Origin of the sequence: Kitasatospora sp. NPDC017646 (genome assembly GCF_044329365.1) — a bacterium.
Classification (GTDB): Bacteria; Actinomycetota; Actinomycetes; order Streptomycetales; family Streptomycetaceae; genus Kitasatospora.
Genome location: NZ_JBIRJC010000003.1, coordinates 35,850 through 48,196, shown reverse-complemented (window position 1 = coordinate 48,196; position 12,347 = coordinate 35,850). Strand labels below are relative to the sequence as shown.

Sequence of the window (12,347 nt, the reverse complement as noted above, 5' to 3'; positions counted from 1 at the left end):
GAGGAGCACGTCATGAAGCCCCCCGTCCACGAGGAGCAGGGGCCGGCCACCACCCTGCCGGTCGGCTCCCCGGTCGCCGTCCGCCGCTACCTCGGGCTGCTGGCGCGGAGGCACCGGGGCGGGTTCGCCGCCGTGGTGTCGCTGCACTCGGTGGCCACCCTGGCCGGGCTGGTCGGCCCCTGGGTGCTCGGCAGCCTGGTCGAGTCGCTGGCCACCGGCACCGCCGAGGCCACCATCGCGGTGGCGGTCGGCTGGTACCTGCTGGCGCTCGTCGTGCAGTCCGCGTTCACCGGCTGGTCGCGGATGCGCGGGGCCGTGCTCGGCGAGCGGGTGCTGGCCGACCTGCGCGAGGACTTCCTGGTCCGCTCGGTCGCGCTGCCGACCGGCGTGCTGGAGCGGGCCGGCACCGGGGACCTGGTCTCCCGGGGGACCACCGACATCGACCGGCTGGACAAGTCGGTGCGCGAGGCGGTGCCCGAACTCGCCGTCGCCATCGTGTCGTTGCTGCTGGTGATCGGAGCCCTGCTGGTCACCTCGCCGCTGCTCGCGCTGACCTCGCTGGTCGGGCTGCCGCTGCTGCTGGCCAGTTCGCGCTGGTACTTCCGGCGCGCCCCGCAGTCCTACCGCAACGAGTCGGCAGGGTACGCGGCCGTGAGCAACGTGCTGGCCGAGACGGTGGACGCCGGGCGGACGGTCGAGACGCTGCGCCTGGGCGAGCAGCGGATCCGGCTGACGGACCGCAAGCTTCGCGAGTGGCTGGCCTGGGAGCGCTACACCCTGTGGCTGCGTTCGGTCTGGTTCCCGACCATCGAGGCGGTCTACGCCTCGGCGGTGCTGGCGACCCTGGTGGTCGGCGGGCTGCTCACCCTCAGGGGCTGGCTCACCGTGGGCCAGTTGACCACGGGCGTGCTGTACGCCCAGATGCTGATCGGCCCGGTGGACCTGATCCTGCGCTGGTACGACGAGCTGCAGATCGGGCAGGCCTCGCTGGCCCGGCTGGTCGGTGTGCACGAGGTGCCGGAGCACGAGGGGGACGAGACGGCGAGTCCGGAGGGCCGCCGGGTCGAGGCCAGGGACGTCCGTTTCGGCTACCGCGAGGGCGCGGACGTGTTGCACGGGATCAGTCTGGACGTCGCCCCGGGCAGCCGGGTCGCGCTGGTCGGCCCGTCCGGGGCGGGCAAGTCCACCCTCGGGCGGCTGCTGGCCGGGATCTACGCGCCGGGCCGCGGCAGCGTCACCCTCGGCGGAGCGGCGCTGTCCCGGATGCCGGCCGAGCGGGTGCGGTCGCAGGTCGCCCTGGTCAACCAGGAGCACCACGTGTTCGTCGGCACCCTGCGGGACAACCTGCGGCTGGCCGCGCCCGAGGCGGACGACACCGAACTGCGGGCCGCGCTGGACGCGGTGGACGCCGGGGCCTGGGTGGACGCCCTCCCCGAGGGGCTGGACACCGAGGTCGGCTCCGGCGGCACCTCGCTGACCCCGTCGCAGGCCCAGCAACTCGCCCTGGCCCGGCTGGTGCTGGCCGACCCCCACACCCTGGTGCTGGACGAGGCCACCTCGCTGCTGGACCCGCGGGCTGCCCGGCACCTGGAGCGCTCGCTGTCCCGGGTGCTGGAGGGCCGGACGGTCATCGCCATCGCCCACCGGCTGCACACCGCGCACGACGCGGACGTGATCGCGGTGGTCGAGGGCGGGCGGATCAGCGAGTACGGCAGCCACCCGGAACTGGTCGCGGCCGGCGGCCCGTACGCCGCGCTCTGGCGCTCCTGGCGGGACGAACGGTAGGGCGCGCGTGCCCGGACTGCCCCGGACTCCCGCCCGGGGGCGGTCCAGGGCCAGGCCCGGGCGCGGCGCGGCAGTGTAACGGCGGTTCGAAACCTCTGCGGGGCCGGATTACCCCGTGCGGGTTACTCCATGGTCCGGAAGGGCGCGTAACAGGGCAAACCACCGGCCCGGCCAGCAGACTGCTCCGGTGACCAAGATTTCAGACGGCTCGTCCCGCCCCCGGCGCAGCGAGATCGGCGGGATCCCCGCGCGGTACATCGGGATCGGCGTCATCGTCATCCTCGCGGTGTGGTTCCTCTTCGCCAACCTCGACGAGGTCCGGATCCAGTTCTGGGTTTTCACCGTGACCGCGTCGCTCTGGATCGCTCTGCTGGCGACGCTGCTCGCCGGCGGCGTGCCGGGCTGGATGCTGAAGGGACGACGCGCCCGGTGAGCACCGTTCCCGAACCGGTTCCGACCGGCTCCTCGGCCTTCACCCCACTGATCGAGATGCACGGGGTCAACAAGCACTTCGGTGACCTGCACGTACTGCAGGACATCGAGCTGACGGTCGGCCGGGGCGAGGTCGTCGTGGTGATCGGCCCGTCCGGCTCCGGCAAGTCCACGCTCTGCCGTGCGATCAACCGGCTGGAACCCATCGAGCGCGGCACCATCCTGATCGACGGCCAACCGCTGCCCGAGGAGGGCAAGGGGCTGGCCAGGCTGCGCGCCGAGGTCGGCATGGTGTTCCAGTCCTTCAACCTGTTCGCGCACAAGACCGTGCTGCAGAACGTCTCGCTTGCCCAGATCAAGGTCCGGGGCCGCGGCAAGGCGGAGGCGGACGCCAAGTCCCGCTCGCTGCTGGAGCGGGTCGGCCTCTCGGCGCACGCGGACAAGTACCCGGCCCAGCTCTCCGGCGGCCAGCAGCAGCGCGTCGCGATCGCCCGCGCGCTGGCGATGGACCCCAAGGCGCTGCTGTTCGACGAGCCGACCTCGGCGCTCGACCCCGAGATGATCAACGAGGTGCTGGACGTCATGCGCCAGCTCGCGAGCGAGGGCATGACGATGGTCGTGGTCACCCACGAGATGGGCTTCGCCCGGGCGTCCGCGAACCGGGTGGTGTTCATGGCCGACGGCCGGATCGTCGAGGACCGCGCCCCGGAGGACTTCTTCGGCGCCCCCGAGAGCGAGCGCGCCCGGGACTTCCTGTCCAAGATCCTCAAGCACTGAGGCGGCGCCGTGAACCGTACGACGACACCGGCCGCGCGGGCGTGCGGCCGCCTGACCGCCGCCGTCCTGCTGCTCGCCGTACTGGTGGCCGGCTGCGGCAAGCCCGGCACCCCGCCGCCCAAGGGCCCCCAGCCCAGTGCGCTGCCCAGCTACCAGGTGCAGGACGCCTCCTCGATCACCGGCTCGCCGACCCTGGACGCCGCCCGCAGCCGGGGCCACCTGGTGGTCGGCGCCAAGGAGGACCAGCCGTACCTGGGCCAGAAGAACCCGGCCACCGGTGAGTACTCCGGCTTCGACATCGAGATCGCGAAGATGGTCGGCGCCTCGCTCGGCTTCCCGCCGGACAGGATCCAGTTCAAGACCATCGCCTCGGCCAACCGCGAGACCGCGCTGCAGAACGGTCAGGTGGACTACTACGTCGGCACCTACACCATCAATGACAACCGCAAGAAGCTGGTCGGCTTCGCCGGGCCGTACTTCATCGCCGGGCAGTCGCTGCTGGTGCGCAGGAACGACGACAGCATCCACGGGCCGCAGGACCTGGACGGCAAGAAGGTCTGCTCGGCGTCCGGTTCGACCCCGTACCAGCGCATCCAGTCGCAGTACCCCAAGGCGCACCTGATCGGCTACGACACCTACTCGGCGTGCGTGGACAACCTGATCACCGGCCAGGTCGACGCCGTCACCACGGACAACGCGATCCTGCTGGGCTACGCGGCCAAGGTGCCGGACGAGCTCAAGGTGGTGGGGCCGCTGTTCTCGACCGAGCCGTACGGGATCGGCACGCCGAAGAACGACACCGTGCTGCGCGCGGCGCTGAACGACGCACTGGAGCACCACGAGCAGAACGGTGACTGGAAGAAGGCCTTCGAGGCGACCCTCGGCCTGTCCGGGGAACCCGCTCCGACCCCGCCCGCGATCGACCGGTACTGAGAGGGCCGCGCCGTGAAAACGCTGACCGACAACTGGTCGATCTACTGGGAGGGCTTCCTCGGCACGCTCTCGCTCTTCGCGGTGAGTGCCGTGCTGTCGTTGGTGCTGGGCGTGCTGATCGCGGGCTTCCGGGTCTCGCCGGTCCGGCCGCTGCGGGTGTTCGGAACGGTGTGGGTGACGGTGCTGCGCAACACGCCGCTGACCCTGCTGTTCTTCATCGTGGTGCTGGGCCTGCCCCGGTTCGACATCACCCTGCCCTTCTACACCTTCGCCGTGCTCGCCCTCGGCTGCTACACCTCGGCCTTCGTCTGCGAGTCGATGCGCTCGGGCATCAACACCGTGCCGTCCGGGCAGGGCGAGGCGGCCCGCAGCCTGGGCATGAGCTTCGGGCAGACGATGAACCTGGTGGTGATGCCGCAGGCGTACCGCTCGGTGGTGGCCCCGATCGGCAGTGTGATGATCGCGCTGGCGAAGAACACGGCGATCGCCGGCTCGTTCAGCGTCACCGAGCTGCTGGGCACCTACCGGACCATCAACGAACTGGGTTACAGCATCATCTGGACCTTCTTCTGGATCGCCGTCGGCTACCTGATCATCACCCTGGCCATCAGCGCCGTCTTCAACCTGCTGGAACGACGAGTGGCGGTGTCCCGATGACCGTTGAATCCTCGGCGCTGTACGACATCCCCGGCCCGAAGGCGCTGGCCCGGCACCGGCTCTACGGCGGGATCGCGCTGCTGCTGATCGCGGCGCTGATCGGCTGGGTCGTCTACATGCTGTTCCACACCCAGCAGTTCACCTACGCCAAGTGGGAGCCCTTCACGTACCGGGGCGTGCAGGACCTGTTGTTGCGCGGCCTGGGCAACACCCTCCGGGCCTTCGGCTGGACGGTGCTGTTCGCGCTGCCGTTCGGCGCTCTGTTCGCGGCCGGGCGCCTGTCCGATCACCGGGTGGTGCGCTGGTTCGCCACGCTGGTGGTGGAGTTCTTCCGGGCCATGCCGCTGCTGGTGATGATCTTCTTCATCTTCGTCGCCCTCAAGGTACAGCCGCTGTGGGCGCTGGTGGCCGGGCTGGTGCTCTACAACGGCTCGGTGCTGGCCGAGGTCTTCCGGGCCGGTGTGCTGGCGGTGCCCAAGGGGCAGCGGGAGGCGGCGTACGCGCTGGGCATGCGCAAGACCCAGGTGATGACGTACGTGCTGGTGCCGCAGGCCAACCGGGCCATGCTGCCGGTCATCATCAGCCAGCTGGTGGTCGCCCTCAAGGACACCTCGCTGGGATTCCTGATCACCTTCGAGGAGTTCCTGCACGCGGGCAAGCTGATCGCCACCAACCTGGACTACGACCTGCCGTTCATCCCGGTGGTGATGGTGATCGCGCCGATCTACATCGGGATGTGTCTGCTGCTGTCCTGGCTGGCCCGCTGGGTCGAGCGGCGCAGCCGCCGGAGCCCGAGCGTGCGGGGCGGGGCGCCGGTGGCCAAGGCCGGAGTGGCGATGGGGCTGCCGCCGTCGGTGCAGTAGCGAGTGCGGGGTGACGGGCCCGCGGGCGGTGGTTCGCGTCGTCGGCCCCTCCGGTGTGGGAAGGCTGGTTCGAGGCAGAACCATAGGTGCGGGTGTGGTCGGAGCCTGCACCTCCAAATTCCTCTTATGATTGCGAGGGCAGGCGACAGACGACCGGGTGGAGGGGCCATGGAGCCGGTGTTCGACTCGCGGCACATCAGGACGTTCCACGAGGTCGTCCGGGCCGGTTCCTACTCGGCGGCGGCCCGGGAGCTCGGCTACACCCAGCCGGCCATCACCCAGCAGATGAAGGCCCTCGAACGCACCGTCGGAGTCCCGCTGTTCACCCGGGCCGGGCGCGGGCTGCGGCTCACCGAGGCGGGCGAGGCGCTCTCCCGGCACGCCGAACTGATCCTCGGCAGCCTCTCCGCCGCCCAGCAGCAGCTCGCCGCACTCGCCCGGCTGCGCGCCGGACGGGTCCGGGTCTGCGCCTTCCCCAGCGCCAACGCGACCCTGATACCGGAGGCGATGGCCCGGCTGCTCGCCGAGCACCCCGGCGTCCGGGTCGAGCTGCTGGAGGCCGAGCCGCCGGACTCCGTCCAGCGGCTGCTGCGCGGCGAGTGCGACATCGCGCTGGCCTTCCGCTACCCGGGCCAGGCCACCGAGGTGCCGGACGGGCTGGACGAGATCCCGCTGATGGAGGACCTGCTCACCGTGCTGCTGCCGGTCGGGCACCCGCTCGGCCGCCGGCACGCCGTCCGGCTGGCCGACCTCGACGGCGAGCGTTGGATCGCCGGCTGCCCGCGGTGCCGGGCCAACCTGCTGCACGTCTGCGCGGAGGAGGGCTTCGCGCCGGACATCGTGTTCTCCACCGACGACAACCTCGCGGTGCAGAGTCTGGTCGCCGCCGGGGTCGGCATAGCGCTGATGCCCGCGCTGGTGCTCTCCTTCATGTGCCACCGCAAGGTCACCGGGCGGGCCGTCGAGCCGCACCTGCGGCGGCAGGTGAGCGCGTACGTGCTGCGCGAGCACCGGCGGATCCCGGCGACCGCGTTGGTGCTGGACCACCTGCGGCAAGCGGCGGCGAGCCGGGTCGGGTGCTGAGCGACGCGTGAGCCACAACTGATCCATAAGCTCCAGTAGGGGCGATGCTTAGGAACCCTCGTTGGACGTGATAGGTCGGTAGGTCCGAACCTGCTGGTATGACACCCTCAGCCACGGTCGGCAGCGACCGGCTCACCGAGCGGATGACCGCGCTGGTCAGCGAGATCCGCGCCGTCGTGGACCGCGGACTGCCACCCGAACTCACCGCGTACCTGGTCGGCGAACGCCTCGCCCCGCACCTGCTCACCGCCCCCGACGGGCCCGACGCCCTGCTCACCCCCGCCCAGCGCGAGGGCGACCCGCAGCGCTACCGCCAGCACGTCCTGCACGCCGAGGCGGACGGCAGCTTCTCCGTCGTCGCCCTGGTCTGGCTGCCCGGACAGCACACCCCGATCCACGACCACGTCTCCTGGTGCGTGGCCGGGGTCCACCAGGGCCAGGAGAGCGAGACCCGCTACCGGCTGGTCTCGGACGGGTGCAGCTCCCGGCTGGTCGAGACCGAGCACGTGGCGGGCCCGGCCGGGACGGTCGCCGCCTTCGCCCCGCCCGGCGACATCCACCTGGTGCGCAACGCCTGCGGCACCACCGCCATCTCCATCCACGTGTACGGCGCGGACGTCTCGCGGCTGGGCACCAGCATCCGGCGGGTCTACCGGCTCCCCGCCGACCAGGAGCGGTGAGCGGCGGCGTGGCACTGACCCTCCGGGAGCGGGCCGCCCGCACCCGCTCACTCCCCCCGCTCGGCGGGGACGCCCCCGGACTGCTGCTCGCCGCGGTCGGGGTGGCCGCCGCGATCGCCGTCCACGCGGCCGTCCCGGCCGTGCCCAAGCTCACCGCCGCCGTCGTCCTCGGCATGGCGGCGGCCCACCTGCCCGGGCTGCGCCCGGTGGTCCGCGGGGTCGCCCGGCCGGGACTGTCGACGGCCGGGAAGCGGCTGATGCGGCTCGGCATCGTGCTGCTCGGGCTCAAGCTCAGCCTGGACGACGTGCTCGGGCTCGGCTGGGCCACCGTCGCCATGGTGCTCACCGTGGTCGCCGCCACCTTCGCCGGCACGCTCTGGCTGGGCCGGCGGCTCGGACTGCCCGGGGACCAGCCGCTGCTGGTCGCCACCGGCTACTCGATCTGCGGGGCCTCGGCGATCGGCGCGGTCAGCCAGGCGGCCGGCAGCGAGGAGGAGGACGTCGCCTCCTCGGTCGCGCTGGTCACCCTGTGCGGGACGCTGGCGATCGCCGTACTGCCGCTGCTGCAACACCCGCTGGGGCTCGGCGAGATCGAGTTCGGGCGCTGGGTCGGGGCGAGCGTGCACGACGTCGGGCAGGTGGTCGCCACCGCGCAGACCGGCGGGGCGGGCGCCCTGCGTGAGGCCGTGCTGGTCAAGCTGATGCGCGTGGTGCTGCTGGCGCCGCTGGTCGCGGGCGTCGCCGTGGTGGCGCGGCGCAACGCGCGCGGGGCCGCGGCGGACGGTGCGGCCAGGAGTGGCGGCCGGCCGCCGATCGTGCCCCTGTTCGTGGCCGGGTTCCTGGCGATGATCGTGCTGCGCACCACCGGGGTGCTGCCCGAGGGGGCGCTCACCCTGGCCGGGGACGCGCAGGAACTGCTGCTCGCCGCCGCCCTGTTCGGGCTGGGCAGCGCGGTGCACCTGCCGACCATGGCGCGGACCGGCGGGCGGATCGCACTGCTGGGGCTCGGTTCGTGGGTGGTCGTCGCCGGTGTGTCGTACGCGGGCGTGCTGATCACTACCTGACGGGGCGGCACGCGTTCGGGCCGGGTCCCCCTCGGGGGCCCGGCCCTGTCCGTGGGGCCGGTCGATTTTCACGGGCCTGGCGCGTGCGGACTCGGTTATTGTCGGGCGGGTGACCGCCCGCACCGGGACGATTCCGTTGCCGAGTCCGTCGAGGAGGACGCATGACCACCGCACCGCCCCAACGGGACGGCCACGAGGCCGTCGTCACGCTCGACCGGCGGCAGGGACCGTTCGGCGAGGTGGTGTTGCGGCAGCGCGGACGGCACTACGAGATCATCGCCAACGGGTGCTTCCTGATGGACACCGCCGACGGGCGTTCGGAGCGGCTGCTGATCCAGGCGGCGCTGGACGAGCTGGACCGGACCGGCACGGGCGTGGCCGCGCCGTCCGTGCTGATCGGCGGGCTCGGGGTCGGCTTCTCGCTGGCGTACGCGGTGGCCGAGCCGCGCTGGGGGCGGATCGCCGTCGTCGAGCGGGAGAGCGCGATCATCGACTGGCACCGCAGCGGCCCGCTGGGCGGCTTCTCCGGCGGTGCGCTGGACGACGAGCGGGTCGCGGTGATCCACACCGATCTGCTGGAGTACCTGGCCGGGTCGGGCGGCGAGCGCTACGACGCGCTGTGCCTGGACATCGACAACGGGCCGGACTGGACCGTCACCGACTCCAACTCCGGGCTCTACGGGGCGGACGGGCTCGCGGTGCTGTGGCACCGGCTGCGGCCCGGCGGGGTGCTGGCGGTGTGGAGCGCGCAGCCGTCGCGGGACTTCGAGGAGGCGCTGCGGGCCGCGGGTTTCGCGGACGTGGTCAGCCGGGAGGTCCCGGTGAGCAGGGGCGTGCCGGACGTGGTGCACCTGGCACGGCGCTCCGGCTGAATCCGGATGCCGCACGTTCCTGTTGGTGACGAAGGCCGTCAACGGGGCGGCGGCCCGCGCTGGTCGGACTTCCTCCGCAGCGGGTGAGCGACTGCTAGCGTGGCCGCCTGCGGTGCACTAGTGCGGCTGGTCGAGCGGGCGGTGGTGGTTGTGGTGGACGGCGGGACGCCTTCGGAGCGGATCGCGGCCGAACTCCGACGCCGGATCGCGGCGGGGGAGTTGAAGCCGGGGGCCCGGGTGCCCTCCACCCGGCGGATCATGCGGGACTGGGGCGTGGCGATGGCCACCGCGACCAAGGTGCTGAACCGGCTTCGGGAGGAGGGGCTGGTGCGGGCCGTCCCGGGGGTGGGGACGGTGGTGGCGGCGGCCCGGTCGGCTGCGGTGGCTTCCGCGCAGGCCCGTCCGGCTGCGACGCCCGGTGCGGCGGGCGTGCGGCGGGTGAAGGGCGGGGAGCGGGAACTCGGCCGGGAGCGGATCGTCGAGGCCGCGGTGCGGGTGGCCGACACCGAGGGTCTGGCGGCGCTGTCGATGCGCCGGGTCGCGACCGAGCTGGGGGTCGCCACCATGTCGCTCTACCGCCATGTGCCGGGCAAGGACGAGCTGTTGCGGCTGATGATGGGCAAGGCCTTCGGTGAGCAGCCGTTCCCGGGGGCGCCGGCACCGGACTGGCGGGCGGGACTGGAGGAGGTCTCGCGGTTGCAGTGGCGGATCTACCGGCGCCACCCGTGGCTGGCGTCCACGATGTCCTTCACCCGGCCGGTGCTGGCGCCCGACGCGGCGCTGCACACCGAGCGGGCGATTGCCGCCCTGGCGGGGCTGGGGCTCAGCTGGGAGGAGATGGCCCAGGCCTCGGTCAGTCTGGCGGCCTTCACCTGCGGGTTGGCCGTCCACTTCGAGCGGGAGGCGCAGGCCGAGCAGGACAGCGGGATGTCCGCGGACGAGTGGATGGAGCGGCTGGACGACGAGGACCACGACCGGCTGATGGCGGACCCGGAGCGCTTTCCGATGTTCGACGCGCTGAACCGGGGGCCGGAGCTCGACCTCGGCCTCGACGCGCTGTTCGAGTTCGGGCTGGCGCGGATGCTGGACGGCTTGGGGGCGCTGATCGAGGCGCAGGGCCGGCGGCGAGTGACGGCCGACGACGAACAGATGACAGATGACGACTAACAGATTTCAGCGAACGAAATCTGAAATCTGTTAGTCGTCATCCGTTTTCCGGCGGCGCGCCTGCTGTTCGTCAGCCGAACGGGCGGTGCTCCGGCTCCGCGTCGGCCTCGGTCGTGGCCTCCGCTTCCGGCTCGTCCGCAGTGGGGGCCACGCCCCCGATGCCGAAGGGGTCGAAGTCCGGCGGCGGGATCATGACCGGCGTGCCCTTGCGCTTGGCCGGCTCCTCCGCGTTCCCCGCCGCTGCGGCCGCCGGGGCGGCCGGGGCTGGGATCAGCGGCGGGGCCGAAGGCGGCGGCGGGACGGCCGGGCCCTGGGAGGCGACGGTGGTGCCGAACGGGTCGGGCTTCTCCTCGGCCGCGACCGTCGTCCCGAACGGGTCGGGAGCCGCCGTGCCGGCGCCCGCCGTCGGCGCAGCGGGTCCTTCCGTGGTCGGGACCGTGCCCGCGATGCCGAAGGGGTCGAAGTCCGGTGGCGGGATCATGACCGGCGTGCCCTTGCGTTCGGCCCGCTCCGCGCCGGCGGCGGCGTCCGCCGCGGCCTCCTCCTGCGCGACGGGCGCGAAGGGGTTGAAGTCCGCGGGCGGGATGCGCACCGGTGTGCCGCGCAGGTGCACCGGCTTCTCCTCCGGCCCCTCCGGCCCCTCCGATTCCGTCGGCACCGGCGCGGCGGCAGGAGCAGCGGGAGGCGGCACCGGCACCGGCGCGGCCGTCGGCACGGGGGCGACCGCCGTGAGCGGCACGCCGTCCCAGCCGAACTGGACGCTCTTCAGCAGCTCCGCGAACGCCTCCGTGTACAGCTCCCAGTCCTCCGGCCGGGCGGTGGACAGCTGGGCACAGAGCACCGTTCCGCCGTCCGGCAGCGGCACGAAGGCCTGGACGACCGAGGTGACCACCCAGCGGCGCTGTCCGTCGGCGGCCAGCGGCCCGGGCACCGGGACGGTCCGACCCTCGACCAGGACGGCGGCCGGACCGGCCGGCAGCAGCACCGTCCAGACCTCGGCGTGCCGCCGTACGGTGGCCAGCTCGGTGGCGAACGCGGTGATCGGCAGCGGGTGGCGTGCGAGCGAGATGACCAGCGTGGCCTCGGAGGGGCGCCCGTCGACCTCCAGCGCGCACACGCCCGCGTAGCGGACGCCCGCGTCCTGGACCAGGTCGGTCAGCGTCGCCGAGATCACCGCGAAGTCGCGGCGCGGCTCCGGGCCGGTGGCGCTGAACAACTCCTCGGCGACCTCGGCCAGGTGTCCGGTCAGCTCGGCGGCCGCCGCCATGGTGGCCCGGTCGGCCCCGTCGGCGTCCGCGGTCCCGTCGCCGCCGCCCGGAAGCGGGGGCACCGTACGGGCGGAGGCCCCGGCGGGCCCGCCGGGGGAGGTCAGCGGGTGGAAGCCCGGCGGGACGACCAGCCGGACCTCGGTGCCCGCGCCGGTGGCGAGTTCGACCGGCTGCCGGGTCTGCCGCCCGGCCGCCAGCGCGGCCAGCGCCGGGGCGAACGGCGGGCGCAGCTTGGCGTCGGCGAACTCGCCGGTGACCGGCAGCTGGAACAGCGCGGCCGAGGTGGTGCCCCGGTCGGCGATGGCGCCGCGCACCGCTCCGCCACCGTAGCGGTGGTGCAGTGCGGCCGTCACCCGGTCGGCGATCCGCGCGCCGGTGCCCGGCCGGGCGGTGCCGGCGGTGATCACCGTGCCGAACCGGTCGAGGGCCTCGTGCACCGGCCCGTTGGGGGCCAGCGGCAGACCGAACAGCGCCTCGGCGGCGGGGTGTTCAGCCGACTTCACGGCGCTCAGCACGGCCGCCGGGTGGCGCGAGGTGTGCTCGTCGAAGAGGGCGTCGGTGAGGGTGCCGAGGGTCGCGCAGACCTGCTCGGCCGCCGCGAAGGGGTTGGCCTCCGCGCTGAACTGGACGTCCTGGGTCAACTGGTGAGCCCCCCGCTCTGCTCCGTCTGCCGTCGGTGGTTCGGGTCGGACCGGGCCCGCCCGGGCGGCGCGCCGTCAAGTCCCCGCCCATTCCTATCAGAGCCCACCGTCGTCGCCGAACCGCA

The 12,347-nt window shown here is 73.0% G+C and carries 12 protein-coding genes; 11 read left to right on the top strand and 1 reads right to left on the bottom strand.

Annotated elements, in window-relative coordinates:
* Window positions 1–12 precede the first annotated feature (12 nt).
* From ACH4J0_RS05880 to ACH4J0_RS05830, 11 genes are all read left to right on the top strand, one after another.
* The gene (locus ACH4J0_RS05880) at window positions 13–1,785 is read left to right on the top strand and encodes an ABC transporter ATP-binding protein (protein ID WP_396236612.1); all 1,773 of its coding nucleotides are present in this window, start codon (window positions 13–15) and stop codon (window positions 1,783–1,785) included.
* A 187-nt stretch (window positions 1,786–1,972) separates the two neighbouring features.
* On the top strand, window positions 1,973–2,218 hold the full coding sequence (locus tag ACH4J0_RS05875; RefSeq protein ID WP_396236610.1) for a LapA family protein: 246 nt from the start codon (window positions 1,973–1,975) through the stop codon (window positions 2,216–2,218).
* Between the two features lie 47 nt (window positions 2,219–2,265).
* Complete coding sequence (locus ACH4J0_RS05870) at window positions 2,266–2,994, top strand: amino acid ABC transporter ATP-binding protein (RefSeq protein ID WP_396237455.1); 729 nt, start codon at window positions 2,266–2,268, stop codon at window positions 2,992–2,994.
* Window positions 2,995–3,003: 9 nt separating this feature from the next.
* Entirely contained in the window at window positions 3,004–3,927 is a 924-nt protein-coding gene (locus ACH4J0_RS05865; protein WP_396236608.1) for a glutamate ABC transporter substrate-binding protein, read from the top strand.
* 12 nt (window positions 3,928–3,939) lie between these two features.
* Window positions 3,940–4,584: an amino acid ABC transporter permease gene (locus ACH4J0_RS05860; RefSeq protein WP_396236606.1), complete on the top strand. Its 645-nt coding sequence runs from the start codon at window positions 3,940–3,942 to the stop codon at window positions 4,582–4,584.
* Window positions 4,581–5,447: an amino acid ABC transporter permease gene (locus tag ACH4J0_RS05855; RefSeq protein ID WP_396236604.1), complete on the top strand. Its 867-nt coding sequence runs from the start codon at window positions 4,581–4,583 to the stop codon at window positions 5,445–5,447. The genes ACH4J0_RS05860 and ACH4J0_RS05855 overlap by 4 nt, the downstream gene beginning before the upstream one ends.
* A 177-nt stretch (window positions 5,448–5,624) precedes the next feature.
* Complete coding sequence (locus ACH4J0_RS05850) at window positions 5,625–6,530, top strand: LysR family transcriptional regulator (RefSeq protein ID WP_033348451.1); 906 nt, start codon at window positions 5,625–5,627, stop codon at window positions 6,528–6,530.
* 98 nt (window positions 6,531–6,628) lie between these two features.
* Window positions 6,629–7,210: a cysteine dioxygenase gene (locus ACH4J0_RS05845; RefSeq protein ID WP_396236602.1), complete on the top strand. Its 582-nt coding sequence runs from the start codon at window positions 6,629–6,631 to the stop codon at window positions 7,208–7,210.
* Between the two features lie 14 nt (window positions 7,211–7,224).
* Entirely contained in the window at window positions 7,225–8,274 is a 1,050-nt protein-coding gene (locus ACH4J0_RS05840; protein WP_396237453.1) for a YeiH family protein, read from the top strand.
* Between the two features lie 161 nt (window positions 8,275–8,435).
* Window positions 8,436–9,146 carry a spermidine synthase gene (locus ACH4J0_RS05835; RefSeq protein ID WP_396236600.1) on the top strand — a complete coding sequence of 237 codons (711 nt, stop codon included), beginning with the start codon at window positions 8,436–8,438 and terminating at the stop codon, window positions 9,144–9,146.
* Window positions 9,147–9,266: 120 nt separating this feature from the next.
* A complete protein-coding gene (locus ACH4J0_RS05830; RefSeq protein ID WP_396236598.1) occupies window positions 9,267–10,313 on the top strand; it encodes a TetR/AcrR family transcriptional regulator C-terminal domain-containing protein in 1,047 nt (348 codons plus the stop codon).
* Between the two features lie 70 nt (window positions 10,314–10,383).
* Here ACH4J0_RS05830 and ACH4J0_RS05825 read toward each other — a convergent pair whose 3' ends face one another.
* On the bottom strand, window positions 10,384–12,222 hold the full coding sequence (locus ACH4J0_RS05825; protein ID WP_396236596.1) for a hypothetical protein: 1,839 nt from the start codon (window positions 12,220–12,222) through the stop codon (window positions 10,384–10,386).
* Between the last annotated feature and the right edge of the window lie 125 nt (window positions 12,223–12,347).

What these genes read in the sequence shown, in the direction of transcription:
- ACH4J0_RS05880 (WP_396236612.1), top strand. Translation starts at nt 13, where the DNA reads ATGAAGCCCCCCGTCCACGAGGAGCAGGGGCCGGCCACCACCCTGCCG.
- ACH4J0_RS05855 (WP_396236604.1), top strand. Translation starts at nt 4,581, where the DNA reads ATGACCGTTGAATCCTCGGCGCTGTACGACATCCCCGGCCCGAAGGCG.
- ACH4J0_RS05845 (WP_396236602.1), top strand. Translation starts at nt 6,629, where the DNA reads ATGACACCCTCAGCCACGGTCGGCAGCGACCGGCTCACCGAGCGGATG.
- ACH4J0_RS05835 (WP_396236600.1), top strand. Translation starts at nt 8,436, where the DNA reads ATGACCACCGCACCGCCCCAACGGGACGGCCACGAGGCCGTCGTCACG.